The sequence below is a fragment of the Streptomyces sp. KPB2 genome, assembly GCF_003950055.1.
GTDB classification, from domain to species: domain Bacteria; phylum Actinomycetota; class Actinomycetes; order Streptomycetales; family Streptomycetaceae; genus Streptomyces; species Streptomyces salinarius.
Window position 1 is genome coordinate 1,522,880 of the sequence record NZ_CP034353.1, and the last position, 19,126, is coordinate 1,542,005.

At 73.4% G+C, this 19,126-nt stretch carries 13 protein-coding genes, 1 tRNA gene and 1 pseudogene; 9 read left to right on the forward strand and 6 right to left on the reverse strand.

Going from position 1 to position 19,126, the window contains the following annotated elements; all coding sequences use genetic code 11:
- Positions 1-50 precede the first annotated feature (50 nt).
- Together D1J63_RS06560 and nrfD are read left to right on the forward strand one after the other, a co-directional pair.
- Complete coding sequence (locus tag D1J63_RS06560) at positions 51-1,097, forward strand: 4Fe-4S dicluster domain-containing protein (RefSeq protein ID WP_125628124.1); 1,047 nt, start codon at positions 51-53, stop codon at positions 1,095-1,097.
- A complete protein-coding gene (gene nrfD / locus D1J63_RS06565) occupies positions 1,094-2,137 on the forward strand; it encodes an NrfD/PsrC family molybdoenzyme membrane anchor subunit (protein WP_176153215.1) in 1,044 nt (347 codons plus the stop codon). The genes D1J63_RS06560 and nrfD overlap by 4 nt, the downstream gene beginning before the upstream one ends.
- 1 nt (position 2,138) lies before the next feature.
- On the opposite strand, the gene D1J63_RS06570 is transcribed toward nrfD, so the two are convergent.
- Positions 2,139-2,822 carry a haloacid dehalogenase type II gene (locus D1J63_RS06570; RefSeq protein WP_125628125.1) on the reverse strand — a complete coding sequence of 228 codons (684 nt, stop codon included), beginning with the start codon at positions 2,820-2,822 and terminating at the stop codon, positions 2,139-2,141.
- 177 nt (positions 2,823-2,999) lie between these two features.
- Between D1J63_RS06570 and D1J63_RS06575 the strand changes: the two genes are divergently transcribed.
- Positions 3,000-3,617 (forward strand): hypothetical protein, encoded by a 618-nt coding sequence (locus tag D1J63_RS06575; RefSeq protein WP_125628126.1) that lies wholly within the window; start codon positions 3,000-3,002, stop codon positions 3,615-3,617.
- 65 nt (positions 3,618-3,682) lie between these two features.
- Complete coding sequence (fdh, locus tag D1J63_RS06585) at positions 3,683-6,943, forward strand: formate dehydrogenase (RefSeq protein WP_241235526.1); 3,261 nt, start codon at positions 3,683-3,685, stop codon at positions 6,941-6,943.
- 12 nt (positions 6,944-6,955) lie between these two features.
- Here the strand turns inward: fdh and selD are convergent, their stop codons facing one another.
- Positions 6,956-7,981, reverse strand: coding sequence for a selenide, water dikinase SelD (gene selD, locus D1J63_RS06590; RefSeq protein ID WP_125628129.1), 1,026 nt, complete (start codon positions 7,979-7,981; stop codon positions 6,956-6,958).
- A 71-nt stretch (positions 7,982-8,052) separates the two neighbouring features.
- Here selD and D1J63_RS36675 point away from each other — a divergent pair.
- Positions 8,053-8,145 (forward strand) — tRNA-Sec (locus tag D1J63_RS36675).
- An 83-nt stretch (positions 8,146-8,228) separates the two neighbouring features.
- Here D1J63_RS36675 and D1J63_RS06595 read toward each other — a convergent pair.
- The 3 genes and pseudogenes from D1J63_RS06595 to D1J63_RS36680 all read right to left on the reverse strand — a co-directional run.
- Positions 8,229-9,956: pseudogene (locus D1J63_RS06595) on the reverse strand (GTP-binding protein); the annotation flags it as partial.
- 5 nt (positions 9,957-9,961) lie between these two features.
- Positions 9,962-11,314: an L-seryl-tRNA(Sec) selenium transferase gene (gene selA, locus D1J63_RS06600; protein WP_241235684.1), complete on the reverse strand. Its 1,353-nt coding sequence runs from the start codon at positions 11,312-11,314 to the stop codon at positions 9,962-9,964.
- Between the two features lie 167 nt (positions 11,315-11,481).
- A complete protein-coding gene (locus D1J63_RS36680; RefSeq protein ID WP_164712740.1) occupies positions 11,482-12,477 on the reverse strand; it encodes a DUF6215 domain-containing protein in 996 nt (331 codons plus the stop codon).
- Positions 12,478-12,703: 226 nt separating this feature from the next.
- Here D1J63_RS36680 and D1J63_RS06610 point away from each other — a divergent pair, with 226 nt between their 5' ends.
- The 4 genes from D1J63_RS06610 to D1J63_RS06625 are packed head-to-tail and all read left to right on the forward strand — an operon-like array spanning position 12,704 to position 15,939.
- Positions 12,704-13,567 (forward strand): TetR/AcrR family transcriptional regulator, encoded by an 864-nt coding sequence (locus tag D1J63_RS06610; protein ID WP_125628132.1) that lies wholly within the window; start codon positions 12,704-12,706, stop codon positions 13,565-13,567.
- Positions 13,568-13,592: 25 nt separating this feature from the next.
- Entirely contained in the window at positions 13,593-14,486 is an 894-nt protein-coding gene (locus D1J63_RS06615) for a 3-keto-5-aminohexanoate cleavage protein (RefSeq protein ID WP_102928423.1), read from the forward strand.
- 2 nt (positions 14,487-14,488) lie between these two features.
- Complete coding sequence (locus tag D1J63_RS06620; protein ID WP_125628133.1) at positions 14,489-15,448, forward strand: 3-hydroxyacyl-CoA dehydrogenase NAD-binding domain-containing protein; 960 nt, start codon at positions 14,489-14,491, stop codon at positions 15,446-15,448.
- Positions 15,445-15,939, forward strand: a complete 495-nt coding sequence (locus tag D1J63_RS06625; RefSeq protein ID WP_125628134.1) for a thioesterase family protein — start codon at positions 15,445-15,447, stop codon at positions 15,937-15,939. The genes D1J63_RS06620 and D1J63_RS06625 overlap by 4 nt, the downstream gene beginning before the upstream one ends.
- 15 nt (positions 15,940-15,954) lie before the next feature.
- On the opposite strand, the gene D1J63_RS06630 is transcribed toward D1J63_RS06625, so the two are convergent.
- Complete coding sequence (locus D1J63_RS06630) at positions 15,955-19,104, reverse strand: FAD-binding and (Fe-S)-binding domain-containing protein (RefSeq protein WP_125628135.1); 3,150 nt, start codon at positions 19,102-19,104, stop codon at positions 15,955-15,957.
- Positions 19,105-19,126: the final 22 nt, after the last annotated feature.

The following is a 19,126-nucleotide window of genomic DNA, read 5'->3' on the forward strand; positions in this document are numbered from 1 at the left end:
CTCAGGCCCCGGCCGGTCCGAAGGCGGCGCATGGGCGAGGAGGCCCGGACATGACGGACGACACCGAGACTCCGGTCCCCGGAGCGGGCGGAAACCTGCTGTCCGGGCCGCAGCCGGATCCGGCGCGTGCCGCCGGCCATCCGGACGCCCCGCCCCGCGTGGGCTTCTTCACGGACACCTCCGTGTGCATCGGCTGCAAGGCGTGCGAGGTGGCGTGCAAGGAGTGGAACGCGATCCCGGAGGACGGCCTGGAACTGACCGGCATGTCCTACGACAACACCCAGGGGCTCGGCGCGGACACCTGGCGGCACGTGGCCTTCATCGAACAGCGCAAGCCGCTGGGCGGACAGGAACCCGGCGTCGGCCACGAAGCCGTCGACGTCTTCGCGGCGGCCGGCGCGCTGGGCACCTCGCCGTCCTCACCGGGCCCGGGCTCGACCGCACCCGCACCCGGCGACGCGCCCGGTGACGGGCCGCCGGCCGCGGCACCCGCCGGGGAGATCTCCCCCCTGGCGCCGGAGGGCCGCACCGAGCTGCGCTGGCTGATGTCCTCCGACGTGTGCAAGCACTGCACCCACGCCGCCTGCCTGGACGTCTGTCCCACGGGCTCCCTGTTCCGCACCGAGTTCGGCACGGTCGTGGTCCAGGAGGACATCTGCAACGGCTGCGGCTACTGCGTGCCCGCCTGTCCGTACGGCGTCATCGACCAGCGTCCCGACGACGGCCGGGTCTGGAAGTGCACCCTGTGCTACGACCGGCTCGGCGTCGGCATGGAACCCGCCTGTGCCAAGGCCTGCCCGACCGACTCCATCCAGTTCGGCCCGCTGGACGAACTGCGCGAGCGGGCCGCGAACCGGGTCGCCCAGCTGCACTCCGCCGGGGTCACGGACGCCCGCCTCTACGGCGCGGACCCCGGCGACGGGGTCGGCGGCGACGGCGCCTTCTTCCTGCTGCTGGACGAACCGGAGGTGTACGGCCTGCCGCCCGACCCGGTCGTCACCACCCGCGACCTGCCCGCCATGTGGCGGCACGCGGCGACGGCCGCCGTCTCGCTGGTCGCGCTCACCGCCGCCGCCTTCGCCAGGAGGCCGCGATGAGCGGTTCCGACGTGACCCGGGACGGCGTGGAGGGCGCCCGACCCGGACGGAACGCCCTCACCGGGTCCCGCACCGGACGCCGTCGGCGGGGCAGGGGCCGGGGCGAGCGGGCGATGGTGCCCGACGCCGAGTTCTCCTCGTACTACGGCAGGCCGATCCTGAACAGGCCGACGTGGAAGGCCCTGGACATCGCGGGCTACCTGTACCTCGGCGGGCTGGCGGGCGCCTCCTCGCTGCTGGCGGCGGGAGCGCACGCCACCGGCCGGCCCGCGCTGGCCCGGACGGCCAAGCTGGGCGCGGCGGGCGCCGTCTCCCTGTCGCTGGCCGCCCTGGTGCACGACCTGGGCCGCCCCGAACGCTTCCTGAACATGCTCCGCGTCTTCAAGCCCACCTCCCCGATGAGCGTGGGCTCGTGGCTGCTGGCCGGTTACGCGCCGCTGACCGTCGCCGCGGCCGCCGCCGACGTCGCCGGCAGGTATCGCCTCGTGGGCGCGGCGGCCACCGCGTCCGCCGCCGTGCTGGGTCCCGCGGTCGCCACCTACACCGCCGTACTGGTCTCCGACACGGCCGTGCCGTCCTGGCACGAGGGGCACCGCGAGCTGCCGTACGTCTTCGCCGGGTCCGGGGCCACCGCCGCCGCCGGGCTCGCCCTGGTGTGCGCGCCGATCGGTGAGACGGGCCCCGCGCGGCGCACGGCCGCGCTGGGCGCCGTGCTCGAACTCGGGTCGTTCCGGGTGATGAAGCGGCGCATGGGGCTGGCCGCCGAGCCGTTCGAGCACGGCAGGGCCCGGACGCTGCTCCGGGCGGCCGAGACGCTCACCTTCGCGGGCGCGACGCTCGGGGCGTGTTTCGGCGGGCGCAGCCGGGCGGTCGCCGCGGGCGCGGGCGCGGCCCTCCTGGCCGGTTCGGCCGCCCTGCGGTTCGCCGTCTTCCACGCGGGAGTCGCCTCGGCGGAGGATCCCAAGTACACGGTGCTGCCCCAACGGGAGCGGCTGGCGGCCGGGGCGCGGGAGCCCGGCGGCGCGCCCCCGGCGTCCTGAGTCAGCCGCCCGCGCCCAGCCGTCGCGCCAGGTCGGCCATCGAGTCGGCGGTGCGGTCGGCGGGCCGTGCTGCCGACGGGTACGGGACGGGTGTGCGCCGCAGCCACGCCGTGCCGAGGCCCGCGCGTGCCGCGCCGTCGATGTCCCAGGGGTGCACCGCGACCAGCGTCGCGGCGTCCGCCGGGACACCGGCCTCGCGCAGGGCGTACGCGTAGGCCTCCGGTGCCGGCTTCCAGCGCCCGCCGGCTCCTGCGACGTCGAGGTGGGCCTCGAAACACTCGGCCAGTCCGGCCCGCCCCAGGACGGCACGGCTGGTGTCCGCCGATCCGTTCGTCAGGGTGACCAGGCGGTGTCCGGCCGCGTGCAGGGCCCGTACCCCCTCGGGGACGTCCGGGTGGACGGGGAGCTCCGGCAGGGCGCCCAGGACGTGGTCCGTCGCGGCCTCGTGGTCGGCCGGCGGGACGCCTTCCCGGGCCAGGTGGGTGAGCAGGGCGTCCCGTGCCACGGTGGCGAAGTCGGCCGGGCCGCCCGCCAGCGTGAGCGCGATGCCGTCCCGCAGGACGCCGGCGAACCACTCCGGCACCAGCCGGCCGGGCAGCCCGACGTCCGCGAGGCGGGGCGCGAGCACGGACATGTCGGTGAGGGTCTCGTTGACGTCGAAGACCAGGACCTCGGGTCCGAGCACGGCAGTCTCCTCTCGGGAACGTGTCGGGCGGACTCTACGGACCGGCCGGACGGCCCGCGCGCGGACACACCGCGGGACGCGGTGCTCCGGTTCCGGCGCCCGGGCAGGTTTGGGAAGCGCGCCCCGGCGCACTCCTTCCGACAGGTCGGTGAAGCGCCGCGGGAGAGGCAGGCGACCATGACGCACTCGGCCGGGAAGGGCCAGGTCCGCAGCCGGACCGGGCTGGTCCTGTCCGCCCTTCTGACCGGCGGGCTGCTGCTCGTCACGGGCTCGGCGTGCTCCCAGCCTCCGCCGGCCCGGGCGCCCGAGGTGCTGCCCCAGGTGGAAGCCCCCTACGACCTGGCCATCGGCAAGGCGCTCGACGAGGTGCCCCGCAGCGAGTTCGTCTCCCTGAGCCTGCGGCCGTCGGACGTCCGGCCCACCTGGCTGGTCCGGGTCGCCGACGACACCGGGTCGGAGCGTCTGGTCCGCGTCTCGGCCACGGACGGCCGGCTCCAGGGCACGTCCGTCCCGGCCGGGCAGTCCGCCGGGACGAAGAAGCGCACGGCCGAGCTGGTCGCCGCCGCCCGGGTACTGCCGAAGGAAGCGGTCGACAAGGTGAAGCGGCCGGACTTCGGCAAGGTCAGCGGCATGGCGCTGCACGAGGGGTCGGGCGGGCAGCCCGTCTGGTCGGTCACCGTCGCCCTCGTCGAGCCGCTCCGGGAGCGGGTGTACGAGGTCGACGCGGTGACGGCCGAGGTGCTGAGCAGCCTCACCACGGGCGAGCGGTCGAAGACTCCTGACGACCACGGATGATTGACCGGGTCCGCGCGGGGCACTCGCAGCGGGCCACGACGGGACACGACGGGAAGGCAGGGGTGATGGGCGTACGCACCTGGATCGACTCCTGGCCGGTCTACCGCCAGCTGAAGGGGACCGACCCCCTGGGCCGCGGGGCCGCCGCCAAGAGCGGGGCCAGTGCGCGTCTCACGCCGCGCGTCGCCTCCGCCGACCGGGTCGTCAAGTCGATCTGTCCCTACTGCGCGGTCGGCTGTGGACAGAACGTCTACGTCGAGGACGGCCGCGTCACCCAGATCGAGGGCGACCCCGACTCCCCCATCTCCCGCGGCCGTCTGTGCCCCAAGGGCTCGGCCAGTCTGCAGCTCACCACGGGCGGTGCCCGCGAGCACCACGTCCTGTACCGCCGGCCGCACGGCACCGAGTGGGAGCGGCTGGACCTGGACACGGCGATGGACATGATCGCCGACCGGGTGATCGAGGCACGGCGCTCCGGCTGGCAGTGGGAGGTCGACGAGACCCGTACCCGGCGCACCCTCGGGGTCGCGAGCCTCGGCGGGGCGACGCTGGACAACGAGGAGAACTACCTGATCAAGAAGCTGTTCACCGCCCTGGGCGCGGTGCAGATCGAGAATCAGGCGCGTGTTTGACACTCCTCCACCGTTCCCAGTCTGGGAACCTCGTTCGGCCGCGGCGGCGCGACCACCTTCCAGCAGGACCTGCAGCACTCCGACTGCATCGTCATCCAGGGCTCGAACATGGCCGAGTGTCATCCGGTCGGGTTCCAGTGGGTGATGGAGGCCAAGGCCCGCGGCGCGAAGGTGATCCACGTCGACCCGCGTTTCACCCGCACCAGCGCCCTGGCCGACGTCCACGTGCCCCTGCGCGCGGGTTCGGACATCGCCTTCCTCGGCGGGATCATCAATCACGTCCTGCGGACCGGGAGCTACTTCCGCGACTACGTGGTCGCCTACACCAACGGGCCGGTCGTCCTGCGGGAGGACTTCCGCGACACGGAGGACCTGGACGGCGTCTTCTCCGGTCTCGACGCCGACAACCGCAGCTACGACAACAGCAGCTGGCAGTACGAGGGCACGGAGATGCAGGCGGCCTCGGGCGAGCGCGACCTGGAGTACGACAGGCGGACCGGGGGCGGCAGCAGCGTGACGGAGGCCGCCCGCGGCGAGGCGCACGGCTCGGGCGGTGCCGACATCGGTGAGGGGGAGCCGGAGCGGGACGAGACCATGTCCCACCCGCGCTGCGTCTTCCAGGTCCTCAAGCGGCACTACGCCCGCTACACGCCCGAGGTGGTCGAGCAGGTCTGCGGCGTGCCGCAGGACCTCTTCCGCCAGGTGTGCGACCTGGTGACGCAGAACTCGGGTCGGGAGAGGACGACGGCGTTCGCGTACGCGGTCGGCTGGACCCAGCACACGGTGGGCGTGCAGTACATCCGGGCCGCCTCCGTCCTGCAGAGTCTGCTGGGCAACATCGGCCGGCCGGGCGGCGGCATCCTCGCCCTGCGCGGCCACGCCTCCATCCAGGGCTCCACGGACATCCCGACGCTGTTCAACCTGCTGCCGGGCTACATCCCCATGCCGCACGCCCACCAGCAGCAGGACCTCGACACCTTCGTCGAGGCGGAGGCGGCCCGCAAGGGCTACTGGGGCAACATGCGCGCCTACCTCGTCAGCCTCCTCAAGGCGTACTGGGGTGACGCGGCCACCGACGGCAACGACTTCTGCTTCGACTACCTCCCGCGGCTGACCGGCTCGCACTCCACCTACGAGACGGTCATGGCCCAGCTGGACGGCGTCTGCAAGGGCTACTTCCTCATGGGCGAGAACCCCGCCGTGGGCTCCGCCAACGCCAAACTGCAGCGCCTGGGCATGGCCAACCTCGACTGGCTGGTGGTGCGGGACTTCTCCCTGATCGAGTCGGCCACCTGGTGGCAGGACGGCCCGGAGATCGAGACGGGCGAGCTGCGCACCGAGGACATCGGCACGGAGGTGTTCTTCCTGCCGGCCGCCGCGCACACCGAGAAGGACGGCAGTTTCACCAACACCCAGCGCCTGCTCCAGTGGCACCACCAGGCCGTCCCGCCGCCCGGCGAGGCCCGCAGCGACCTCTGGTTCACCTTCCACCTCGGACGGATCATCCGGGAGAAGCTCGCCGCGTCCACGGACGAGATGGACCGGCCGCTCCTCGACCTGACCTGGGGCTACCCCACGAAGGGCGAGCACGCCGAGCCGGACGCGGAGGCCGTCCTCGCCGAGATCAACGGCCATGACGCCGACGGCGACCCGCTGTCGTCGTACGAGGAGTTGAAGGACGACGGGTCGACGGTCTGCGGCTGCTGGATCTACTGCGGGGTCCGCGCGGACGGGGTCAACCAGGCGGCCCGCCGCAAGCCGGGGCGGGAGCAGGACTGGGTCGCGAAGGAGTGGGGCTGGGCCTGGCCCGCCAACCGCCGCATCCTCTACAACCGTGCCTCGGCGGACCCGGAGGGTCGGCCGTGGAGCGAGCGCAAGGCACTGGTGTGGTGGGACGCGGACGAGGGTTCGTGGACCGGACACGACGTCCCCGACTTCAAGCCCGACAAGGCCCCCGACCACGAGCCGCCCCCGGACGCGGAGGGCCCCGCGGCGCTCTCCGGCAAGGACCCGTTCATCATGCAGGCGGACGGCAAGGCGTGGCTGTACGTGCCGTCCGGCCTCACCGACGGCCCGCTGCCCACGCACTACGAGCCGCAGGACTCGCCGTTCCCGAACCTGCTGTACACGCAACAGCGCAACCCCGTACGCCACTTGCTGCCGCCGCACCCGGACAACCGCTACCAGCCCAGCGGCACCGAGCCCGGCTCGGAGGTCTTCCCGTACGTCGCCACCACGTACCGGCTCACCGAGCACCACACCGCGGGCGGCATGTCCCGCTGGCAGCCCTACCTCGCGGAGCTGCAGCCGGAGTTCTTCTGCGAGGTCTCCCCGGAACTGGCCGCCTCGCGCGGGCTGGAGCACACCGGCTGGGCGACGATCGTCAGCGCCCGCGGCGTGGTCGAGGCCCGGGTCCTGGTCACCGACCGCATGGCGCCCCTCACCGTGCAGGGCCGGCGGCTGCACCAGGTGGGTCTGCCCTACCACTGGGGCCCCAACGGCTACGCGACCGGTGACGCCGCCAACGAGCTGCTGCACCTGTCGCTGGACCCCAACAGCCACATCCAGGAGGCCAAGGCGTTCGCGGTGGACATCAGGGCGGGTCGCCGCCCCAGGGGGACGGCCGCGCCGGAGCTGGTGCGGGAGTACCGGGCCAGGGCCGGCATCGACGAGGACACCGGAACCGAGCCGTAGGCCTCCGGGTCATCACCCGAGGACGACGGAGTGGGCGCCCTTCGGCACCAGTTCCCCGATGACGGGGGCGCCCGGCACCTCGCCCGCCACCAGCAGCCCGCCGGAGGTCTGCGCGTCGGCGAGGAGCAGCCGGGTGTCGGCGTCGGCGTCGCCGAAGTCGGTGAACGGGGCCACCCAGTCCAGGTTGCGCCGGGTGCCGCCGCTGACGTACCCGTCCCGGACGGCCTCCCGGGCGCCGTCCAGGTAGGGCACGGCGGCGGTGTCGACGACGGCGGTGACCCCGGAGGCGCGGGCGAGTTTGTGCAGGTGGCCGAGGAGACCGAAGCCGGTGACGTCGGTGGCGCAGGTGGCTCCCGCGTCCAGGGCCGCCGCTGACGCGTCCCGGTTCAGCGCCACCATCGTCGCCACGGCCTGCTCGAAACGCTCGCCGGTGGCCTTGTGCCGGTTGTTGAGGACACCGAGGCCGAGGGGCTTGGTGAGCGACAGCGGCAGTCCGGGGCGGCCCGTGTCGTTGCGCAGCAGCCGCTCGGGGTCCGCGACGCCGGTGACGGCCATGCCGTACTTGGGTTCCGGGTCGTCGACGCTGTGGCCGCCGCCCACGTGGCAGCCGGCCTCGGTGGCGACGTCCAGTCCGCCGCGCAGCACCTCGCGCGCGAGGTCGAACGGCAGCACGTCGCGGGGCCAGGCCAGCAGGTTGACGGCGACGAGCGGCCGGCCGCCCATCGCGTAGACGTCGGAGAGGGCGTTGGCCGCGGCGATGCGGCCCCAGTCGTAGGCGTCGTCGACGACCGGTGTGAAGAAGTCCGCCGTGGACACCACCGCCTGGCCCGGAGCGCCGTCCGGCGCGGGCAGGGTGACCACCGCGGCGTCGTCGCCCGTGGCGAGCCCGACCAGCAGGGAGGCGTTCGCCGGGGACACGCCGGGGCGCGCGAGACCGCCGAGCACGTCCTCCAGTTCACCCGGCGGAATCTTGCAGGCGCAGCCGCCGCCGTGCGCGAACTGCGTGAGCCGTACGGGTGTCTCGCGGGTGGTCGTCATGCCTGGTCCCTCCGGGTGGTTCGGTTGGATCGCCGGTCGATCAGGGCGCTCCTGTAGCCTGAGCGGGCGGTGGAGGCGTGTGGGTGCCTGGTGGCCCTCCCGGTCTTCAAAACCGAGGTGTCCGAGGATCTCGGGCAGGCGGGTTCGATTCCCGTCCGCCTCCGCTCCCCGCGGTCTCCCGGCAGCGCCGGCGCCGGTCGTCCACGCGCTCGGTGTGTCCCTGCCGGTCCAGCAGCTCCAGCAGCGGCACGGCCACCCGGCGCGTGGTGTCGAGGGCCCGGCGCGCCTCGCTCAGCGTGAACGGCTGGGGCAGCGACCGCAGTACGGCGGCGGCACCGGCGTCCGCGCCGGGCAGCAGCACGACGCCGTCGGCGACCCGGAGCAGTGCGCCGGCCGCCACGGCGGCGGCCAGGGCCTTGTGGACCAGCCCCAGCTCGGCCAGCCGGCCGGCCTCGGGGGCACGGAACGGTGACCGGCGCAGCTCCTCCCCCAAGGCGTCGACGGCCCGTCGGACCGACGGCGGCAGCGACGGCCGGGGGTCGCCGGGTCCGTGGAGTCGCCCTTGACGGTGGCTCAGTACGCCCTCGCCCGGCGTGTCGACGAGGGCCTGGACGAGGGCGCGGTTCGGCAGGCCGAGCAGGCGCCTGGCCGCCTCGGTGGGCAGCCCCGGGTCCAGCGGATGCTCCTCGGCGTGTCGCGCCACCTCCGCGGTCAGGCGGTCGCGCAGCCGGGCCCAGTGGGCGGGGTCGGCCAGCCAGTCGCCGGTGACGGGCGGGCCCGGCGGGGTGATTCCCATGGCCTCCAGGTCGGGCCGGCGCACGAGCCGTCGCCGGCGCAGTTCCGCCGCACCGTCCGGCCGCCCGGTCATGGCCGTCAGCTCCCGCGCCCTGGTCCGGGCCGCACCGCGCCGCGTCAGCCGCGGCGGGGACACGTCCAGCACGGTCAGTCCGCACGGGGCGCGCCGTCCGCCGGGTTCCCGCAGGACGGCGCGGTCGCCGACCCGCAGCGGGAGCCCACGGGTGAGGGTCAGCCTGGCGGTGTCCTCGCCCAGCGGCCGCACGGTCACCGGCACGGCGGCGGTGCCGATGTGCAGGGTGACCGTGCGGGGCAGCTCCGCGACCGGCGTTCCGTGCACCCGGACGTCGGTCACGGTGGTGTCCGGCCAGCGGTCCGGGGTGAGCAGCACCTCGCCCCGGCCGAGCGCGGCGTCGGCGCCGCCGTGGACGTTGACGGCCACCCGCGCCACGCCGCTGACGGACGTCCGCTCCTCGTGCAGGCACTGCAGTCCGCGCACGCGCAGCGCGCCCGTGCCGTCTCCGGTGACCAGCCGGTCGCCGACGCGCAGGGTGCCCGCCCCCAGGGTGCCGGTGACGACGGTGCCGTGGCCGCGCACGGTGAAGGCGCGGTCCAGCCACAGCCGTACGTCGGCGTCGGCCGGCGGGTCGGGCAAGGCAGCGCTCAGCCGGGCCAGTTCGCCGCGCAGTTGGTCCAGTCCCGTGCCCGTCACCGCGCTGACCGCGACGGACGGTACGGTGCCGAGCGAGGTGGCGGCCAGCCGTTCGACGGCGTCCGCCCGTACGGGTGCCGGGTCGGCCAGGTCGCTGCGGGTCACGGCGAGCACGGCGTGCCGGACGCCGAGCGCGTGCAGGATCTCCAGGTGCTCCTGGGACTGCTGCTGCCATCCCTGGTCGGCGGCGACCACGAAGAGCACGCCGGGCACCGGGCCGACGCCCGCCAGCATGGTGGCGACGAACCGCTCGTGGCCGGGTACGTCGACGAAGGCGAGGTGTTCGCCACCGGCGCCGCCCACACCGCCCGGTGCGTCCGGCTCCAGCCGGGTCCAGACGAAGCCGAGGTCGAGCGTCAGGCCGCGGCGCCGCTCCTCCTCGTGGCGATCGGGCTCCATGCCCGTCAGCGCCCGTACGAGGGCGGACTTGCCGTGGTCGACGTGCCCGGCGGTGGCCAGTACCCGCATGTTCCCTACCTCTCGCCCGCCCGTACACGGCGCACTGCCTCGGCCAGCCGCCGGTCGTCCTCGGCCGGCACCGACCCCAGGTCCAGCAGGCACCGTCCGCCGTCCAGCCGTCCGACCACGGGAACGGGCCCTTCGCGCAGCGCGGTGGCGTACGGCTCGGGCAGGGACAGCGCGGCGCTCGGCAGCGTCACGCCGGGCGCCCCGCCGCCGCCCACGGTGGCCCGACTGCCGACCGCCCGGGCGTCGACGCCGTCGGCCCGCAGCGCGGTGGCCAGCAGCTCGGCCCGCCGGGACAGTTGTTCGGGGTCGGCGTCCAGCGCCTGTTCGGTCGGCGTCTTCGGGCCGGTCAACGTGGCCTCCAGCGCGGCCAGGGTCAGTTTGTCGACCCGCAGCGCCCGGGCGAGCGGATGCCGTGACATGGCGCGGACCAGGTCCTCCCGGCCGAGGACGAGTCCGCACTGGGGCCCGCCGAGCAGTTTGTCCCCGCTGGCGGTGACGAGGGAGGCTCCGGCCTCCAGTTGGCTCCGGGCGTCCGGTTCGTCCGGCAGGCGCGGATGGGGGGCCGGCAGACCCGACCCGATGTCGGCGACCACCGGGACGCCGAGCGGCGCCAGTTCGCCGACCTCGGCGGCGCGGGTGAAGCCGGTGATGCGGAAGTTGGAGGGATGCACCTTGAGGACGAAGCCCGTCTCGGGGCCGATGGCCCCGGCGTAGTCCTGGACGGTCGTGCGGTTGGTCGTGCCGACCTCGCGCAGCCGGGCGCCGGTGGAGACCAGGAGGTCCGGCAGCCGGAAGCCGTCCCCGATCTCCACCATCTCCCCGCGGCTGACCACGATTTCCTTGCCGGCGGCCAGTGCGGCGGCGGCGAGGACCAGTGCGGCGGCGCCGTTGTTGACGACGTGCACCGCTTCGGCGGACGGCACGCGGGCCCGCAGGGCGGCCAGCGCGGTACGGCCGCGGCGGGCCCGTACACCGGTCGTCAGGTCCAATTCGACGTCGGTGGGGCCTGCGGCGTCCTGGACCGCCTGCCGGGCGGCTGCGGACAGCGGCGCCCGGCCGAGGTTGGTGTGGAGCAGCACCCCGGTCGCGTTGATCACCGGGCGGAGGCCGCACGCCGCCCGCGGCAGGAGGGCGACCGCCGCCTCGGCCACCGCGTCCGGGGGCACGGCACCCTCTCTCGCCTGCTGCTGTGCGCGGCGCACCGCCGACTTGACCCGCTCCGGACCGAGCCGGCCGGTCGCGTCCAGGAGGCGGGGGTCGCGCAGCAGGGCGTCGGTGCGGGGAATCCGCCGCCGTACGTCCGGCACCGCGTGCGCCGGTCCGGCGGGCCCGGCGGCGCCGCCCGGATCCGCCGCCACGCTCTCGCCGCACCGCTCGGCCGCGCCCCGCTGTTCCACGTGTGTCCTCCGCTCCGGCCCGGCTCCCGCACTGTCCGGGAACATGCATCGTTCCCCCAGTGCCCCTTACGGGGTCCGGGACACGCCGAACGGAGGCGCGGGCCTACCGGCCGGGGGGTGACGTCACGTCACACGGCCCGCTCGGGGATCGCCGGGAGGACCTTCTCGGTGACGTCGAGGAGGGCGTCGTCGTCCGGGAAGGCTCCGGACGTGCTCCACACGGTGATCTCGTAGTAGCCGCCGCCGTCCTTGGCGTCGAGGGCCACGGCCAGCGTTCTGGCCAGGGGGCCCTGCTCGACCGGTCCGCCGGAGCCCCCGCCCGGGTTGATCTCGATCTTCATGGTGTGGTCCGAGGACAGGACCGCGGGCCGGCCGAGGACCTTGAGTTTCCTGACGTCGATCTCGTTCCCGTACTCCATCAGTTTCACGTACTGGGCGATCGACAGGTCGTTGTAGGTGACCGTGACGTTCACGGTGTAGGTGTCGAACTCGATCTGAGCCTCCGGCTGGGCGACCTTCCCGTCGGTCAGCGCGGCGGTGCCGTTGGAGGCGGACGCCCCGGTCGCGGTCTCCGCCGGCGTTCCGAGGAGCCGGGCCAGATCGGGTGTGTTGAGCGCCTTGCACAGCTCGGCACCGGTCACCGCCCCGGACGTCTTCCGGTAGGCGCTCGGCGGCTCCGTCTCCTGCCCGCCCGGACACGAGACGGCGTGCGGCGTGCCGTGGGCCTCGGAGGGCAGCAGCTTGGGCCCCAGCCACGCAGCGGCCCCGAGGGCCGCGAACACGCCGACGGCCGCGAACGCCTGACCCCACGCGTTGGGTTCCTTCTCCCGGACGGCCGGAGCGGCCGGGGCGGCAGGGACGACCGGCGCCGGACGCTGCTGCGCCGCCGTCGGAGGTTGCGGCTGGGTCGGGGCGGGGTTGTCACGGCGGGCGCGCAGGGCCCGGACCACCACGTGGACGCGCACCGCGGTGACCACCAGGAACACCGCGCCGACCCCGGCCAGGGCCCAGTCCTTCTCGACGACGGCGAGATACAGGAGGCGTACGCCGAACACCGACCCGACCACGATGAGCAGGGGTTCGCGGACCCAGAAGGGCAGGAGACGGACGAGGAAACCGAGCATGCGGCGATCTCACCAGGGCAAGATCACGTCAGCCGTGATGGAAGCCACAATTCCGGCCTGGTACTCAACCGTGATGAAACAGGCTCACGACCACCGCCGCAGCGGAGCCGCGAGGTGTTGCGCGCCTGACTGACACGCCAGTCAGAGTCGCAATATGCAGGGTGGAGCCGCATTTGTGGCGGACCGCGGTTGAGTTTTCCGCAACGGGTGCCTAGGGTCGTGGCCCGTGGAAACCGACGACGTCTCCGACGGCGCACCCGGCGCCGGCACCGCCACCCGTGTCCGCGAGGTCATCGCCGCCGCGGGCGTCAGCCAGCGCGAGTTCGCGCGCCGTGTCGTGATGGATCCGTCCAAGCTGTCGCGTTCGCTGAGCGGCACCCGCCGCTTCACGGCCGCGGAGCTGGCGCGGATCGCCGACGAGGGCCGGGTCGACGCGGGCTGGTTGCTCGGCACCCGGCCGCGCGAGAAGGCCACGGCGCCGGGCGCCGGTGTCGAGGGCGGGCGACCGCTGCAGATCGTCCGCGAGACGGTCCGGCTGATCGCGGAGCACGGTTTCCACGCGGTGCGGGTGGCCGACATCGCCCGTGCCTGCGCCACCAGCAGCGCCGCGATCCACTACCACTTCCCCGGCCGCGCCGACCTCCTCGAGGCGGCCGTGCGCTGGTGCATGGACGAGGACACCGCGCGCCGCGCCGCCCTCCTCGCCGAGGCGGACGACGCGGCGGCGGAGTTGCGCCAGCTCATCGCCCTGCAGACCCCGCGCACCGCACAGCAGCGCCGCCAGTGGGCGGTGTGGCTCGACCTGTGGGCCGAGGCCGCGCGCTCCACGGCGGTGGGCCGACTGCACTCCGAGTACTACCGCCAGTGGCGGGAGACCGTCGCCGACGTCGTACGCCGGGGTGTCGCCCAGGGCGTGTTCCGCGCGGGCGTCGATCCGCAGGCGGCGGCGCTGACGCTGACCGCGCTGATCGACGGCCTGGCGACGCACGTCCTCTCGGTGGGCGGGCCGTCGGCCGACGGTGCCGCGGACGCGATGCACGCGGCACTGACCGCCCACGTCACCCACACGCTCCTGGCTCCACAGCCCTGAGCGGCAAGACTTCCGGAGGCCCCGCATGCCCATGACCGAGAACGTCATCATCACCTGTGCGCTCACCGGCGCCGGCGACACCGTCCGCAAGAGCCCCCACGTCCCCGTCACCCCGGAGCAGATAGCGCGGAACGCCGTGGAGGCGGCCGCCGCCGGAGCGGCCGTCGTCCACATCCACGTACGCGACCCGGAGACCGGCGACCCGTCCCGCGACCCGAAGCTGTACCGGGAGGTCGTCGAACGGGTCAAGGAGACCGGCACCGACGTCGTCATCAACCTCACCGCCGGCATGGGCGGCGACCTGGTCGTCGACCCGGACGACCCGCTCACCCACCTCCCCGGCACCGACCTCGTCGGCGGCCTGGACCGTCTTCCGCACGTCGAGGACCTGCTGCCCGACATCTGCACGCTGGACTGCGGCTCGCTCAACTTCGGCGACGGCTCGAACCTCTACGTCTCGACGCCCGACATGCTGCGCGCGGGCGCCCGGCGCATCCAGGAGCTGGGCGTACGGCCGGAGTTGGAGATCTTCGACACGGGTCAGCTCTGGTTCGCCAAGCAGTTGCTGGCCGAGGGCCTGCTCGACGACCCGACCGTGTTCCAGCTGTGCATGGGCATCCCGTGGGGCGCGCCGGCGGATCCCGGGGTGCTCCAGTCGATGGTCAACATGCTGCCGGACGGAGCCCGTTGGGCGAGCTTCGCGCTCGGCCGGATGCAGATGCCGTGGGTCGCGCAGTCGATTCTGCTCGGCGGGCACGTCCGGGTGGGTCTGGAGGACAACCTCTACCTCGGCAAGGGCAACAAGGCGACCAACGCCCAGCTCGTCGAGCGGGCGGTGAGCATCACCGAGTCGATCGGCGCACGCGTCGCGACTCCCGACGAGGCCCGCGAGCTGCTCGGCCTCAGGAAGGCGGTCTGAGCATGCGTACCGCACCCGAGAGCGTCCGTCGCGTCGCCTGTGTCGGCGCCGGGGTCATCGGCGGCGGCTGGGTCGCCCACTTCCTGGCGCGCGGCTACGACGTGACCGCCTGGGACCCCGCGCCCGACGCCGAGCGCAAGCTGCGCCGCCTGGTGGACGCGGCCTGGCCGGCGCTCACCTCGCTCGGTCTCGCCGAGGACGCCTCGGCCGACCGGCTGACCGTGACCGACACCCTCGAACAGGCCGTGGCCGACGCCGAGTTCGTGCAGGAGAGCGCGCCCGAGAAGCTCGACCTCAAGCGCGACCTGCTGGCCCGCCTGGACGCGGCGACACCGCCCGGCGTGGTCATCGCCTCCTCCACCTCCGGCTATCCGATGACCGACATGCAGACGTCGGCGGCGGACCCCTCGCGCCTGGTCGTCGGCCACCCGTTCAACCCGCCCTACCTCATCCCGCTCGTCGAGGTGGTCGGCGGCGAGCGCACCGACGCGCCGGCGGTCGCCTGGGCCGCCCGCTTCTACGAGGTGGCGGGCAAGTCCGTCATCACGATGGACCACGAGGTGCCGGGCTTCATCGCGAACCGCCTCCAGGAGGCCCTGTGGCGCGAGGCGCTGCACATGGTCGCGTCCGGCGAGGCGACGGTCCGGGACATCGACCTGTCGATCACCGAGGGTCCCGGGCTGCGCTGGGCGGTGATGGGGCCGATGCTGACGTTCGCGCTCGCGGGCGGCGAGGGCGGCATGGCGCACATGCTGGACCACTTCGGCCCGTCCCTGAAGTCGCCGTGGACGCGCCTGGAAGCGCCAGAACTGGACAAGGAGTTGTACGACGCCGTGGTGGCGGGGTGCGACGAGGCGGCGGACGGCCGCTCCATCGCGGACCTGGTGGCCGAACGCGACCGGGGCGTCATCGACGTGCTGCGCGCCACCGGCCGCCTGGACCGCGGGGAGGGTGCCCGATGACGGATCTTTCGACGACGACACTCCCGCTGTTCCGCAGCACCGTCCGCCCGGAGTGGATCGACTACAACGGCCACATGAGCGAGGCCTTCTACGTCCTCGTCTTCGGCCACGCCACGGACGCGCTGATGATCGAGGCGGGCCTGGACTCCGGCTACCGCGAGTCCACGGGCTGCTCCCTCTACACCGTGGAGTCCCACATCCGCTATCTCCGGGACGTCCCCGAGGGCGCCCATCTCGCCGTCCGCACACGCGTGTTGGGAGCGGCGGCCCGCAAGGCGCGCTTCGTGCACGAGATGTACGTGGTGCCCGGACCGGGGTCGGATCCGGCGCGCGACGCGGCCCCGGTGGCGACGACCGAACTGCTCGCGGTCCACGTCGACCAGCAGGCGGGCCGGGCGGCCGAGTTCCCGGAGCCGGTACGGCGCCGCTTCACGGAGCTGACCGAGCCGGCCCCGGAATGGGCCGGCCGCTCCATCGCCGCCGTGGTCTGACGCGCGCCGGCAGGTTCAGCAGCGGGAGCGTGCCGCGACTCGGACGCCGACCGCGGTGGCCGCCGCTGCCAGGGCCACGGCGGCCGAGACGCGCAGGGCGCGGGTGCGCCACGGCGGAGCCGGACGGGCCGGGTCGGTGCTCACGGCACCGTCGGCCGTGGCGCGTGCGCCGTGTTCGCGGGCCAGCTTCATGATCTCGGCGATGTGCAGGGCCTCGCGGCCGGTGCCGGCGTCCTTGATCTGTGTCTTGCAGGAGAAGCCGTCGGCGACGACGACGCGGTCGTCCCCGGCGTCGCGGACCGCGGGCAGGAGTGCCTGTTCACCGCAGTCCATGGAGATGTCGTACTTGCCGGACTCGAAGCCCCAGGACCCGGCCAGGCCGCAGCAGCCTCCCCGCAAGTCCTCCACTTCGAGGCCCATGCCCTCCAGGAGTTGCCGGTCGGGGCTCATGCCGCCGGTGGCCCGCTGGTGGCAGTGGCCCCACAGGAGTGCCCTGCCCTCCAGGGCGGGCGGCTTGATCCCGTACGTCTGGAAGAACTCGGCGAAGTGGCAGGCGTTGCGGGTCAGTCGCTTGGCGTCGTCGTCGTGCGGGAGCAGCTTGGGCAGCTCGTCCTTGAAGACGGCGAGGCAGCTGGGTTCCATGCCGACGACGGGCGTGCCGGCGCGCAGTTCGGGCCGCAGGACGTCCAGGACCCGGTGGAGGTAGCGTTCGGCCTCGTCAAGGAAGCCGTAGTCGTACAGGGGGCGTCCGCAGCAGATGTGCTGTTCGGGCATGACGACGCGCCAGCCGGCCGCCTCGATGGCTTCGACGCAGGCCACGCCGACCTGGGTGTGGAAGTAGTTGTTGAAGGTGTCGGGGAAGAGGACGACGGGCCGTCCGGTCGGGTTGGTGGTGCCGCCGCGCCGGGCGAACCACTCCTGGAGGGTCATCGGGGCGAAGCTGGGCAGCGGGCGTTTGCGGTCGATGCCCGCGACCAGCTTGGTGAGCTGTGACAGGCCGGGTGTCCGGGTGGCGGTGTTGGCCAGTTCGGGGATGTGGGAGGCGAGGCGGGCGGCCTGGTCGATGTAGCCGAAGGCGTAGGCGTGCCGGGGGCGCCACCGCTTGGCCGACTTGTAGTGGTGGTGCAGGAACTCCGCCTTGTAGGTGGGCATGTCGACGTTGACGGGGCAGTCGTTGGTGCAGCCCTTGCAGGCCAGGCAGAGGTCGAGGGCGTCCTTGACCTCGTTGGACTGCCAGCCGTCGGTGACGACGTCGCCCTTGAGCATTTCGTACAGCATGCGGGCGCGGCCTCGGGTGGTGTGCTTCTCCTCGCGGGTCACCTGGAAGCTGGGGCACATCGTCGTCTCGGCCTGCGGGACGCGGCACTTGCCGATGCCGACGCAGCGCAGGGTGGCGTGCGCGAAGTCGCCGCCGTCCTCCGGGTAGGCGAACTTCAGCGGGATGCGCGGCGGGTTGTAGTCGGTGCCGAGCTTGAGGTTCTCGTCCATCCGGTAGGGGTCGACGACCTTCCCGGGGTTCATCTTGGCCCGCGGGTCCCACACGGCCTTGAACTCGCGCATGGCCTGGAGCAGTTCGGAGCCGTACTGCTTCTCCAGGAGTTCGCCGCGCTGCTGTCCGTCGCCGTGCTCGCCGGACACCGACCCGCCGAGCGAGACGACCAGGTCGGCGGCGTCCTCCATGAACGCCCGGTAGGTGGCGAGGCCGTCGGCGGTGCGCAGGTCGAAGCTGAGCCGGGAGTGGATGCAGCCCTGGCCGAAGTGGCCGTACATGGCGCCCCTGATGTCGTGCCGGTCCATGACCCGGCGCAGCTTGCGCACGTATTCGCCGATGCGGTCCGGCGGAACGGCGGAGTCCTCCCAGCCGGGCCAGTGGTCCTTGCCGTCGGGCGGGAACGCGGTGGAGCCGAGGCCGCCCTCCCGGATCGCCCACAGGTGTTCGCTGGTGCCGCCCTCCTGGGTGCTCCTGGCCAGGCGGATGCGGTCGCGGGCGTAGCCCTTGTCGCCGGTGAGCCACTCGATGAACGCCTCGGCCCGGCCGACGGACTCCTCCTGGGTGTCCGCGCCGAACTGGACGACGAGCCAGGCGCCGCCGCCCAGGAGGGGCAGTTCCTTGATGTCCTCCACGTGCATGTTCTGTTCCTGCTGGTCCCGGATGAGTTCGTCGTCCAGGGCCTCCAGGCCGATCGGGCGCCAGCGTTCGACGATCTCCTCGCAGTGTTCGGCGGCGTCGGCGAGGTCGTCGTACTCGACCACCACGGTGGTGCGCTCCAGCAGCGCGGGGGTGAGTTTGAGGACGGCCCTGAGGACCGTGGCGCAGGTGCTCTCGGTGCCCACCAGGGCGCGTGCGACGTTGAAGCCGCGCTCCGGCAGCAGTTCGTCGAGGTTGTAGCCGGAGACGCGGCGCGGGACCTGCTTCTCGGAGTGGAAGCGGGCCCGGATGGTGTCGGCGTACTTGTCGCGCAGGTCGCGCAGTCCCGCGTAGATCTCGCCCTTGCGGCCGCCCGCGGCGATGATCTCGTCGAGGTGTTCCTCCTCGTTCACACCGATCCAGAAGCGGGCGCCGTCGTAGGTGACGACCTCCAGGGCCTCGACGTTGTCGCTGGTGCGCGGGCCGGGGCCGTACAGCTGTGACTGGACCGAGTGGATGCCGCAGGAGTTGTTGCCGAGGTTGCCGCCGATGGCGCACCGGGAGTGGGTGGACGGGTCGGGTCCGAAGATCAGGCCCTGCTTGCCGGTGTGCCGGTTGAGGACCTCGTTGATGACGCCGGTCTCGCACGTCACCAGGCGGCGGTCCACGTCGAGTTCGCCGATGGCCGTCAGGTACTTGGAGTGGTCGATGACGACGGCCTCGTTGACGGTCTCGCCGGACAGGCTGGTGCCGCCGCCGCGGTTGAGGACCGGGGCGTCGAAGCGGTGGCAGATCTTGTGCACCGCGACGACGTCGTCCAGGGTGCGCGGGACGACGACACCGATCGGTACCTGCCGGAAGTTCGACGCGTCCTGCGCGTACAGGCCGAGTGAGCCGGTGTCGAAGCGGACCTCGCCGTCGACCGCCTTGCGCAGGGCGCGTTCCAGTTTTCCGACGTCGATGGTCTGCCGGGCACGCGGCGGTCCCGCGATCCCGGGGTCGGTCCTGGTGGGTACGTCGCGTGTTGCCTTCGCCATCGGGTGTCGGATCTCCTCGTGG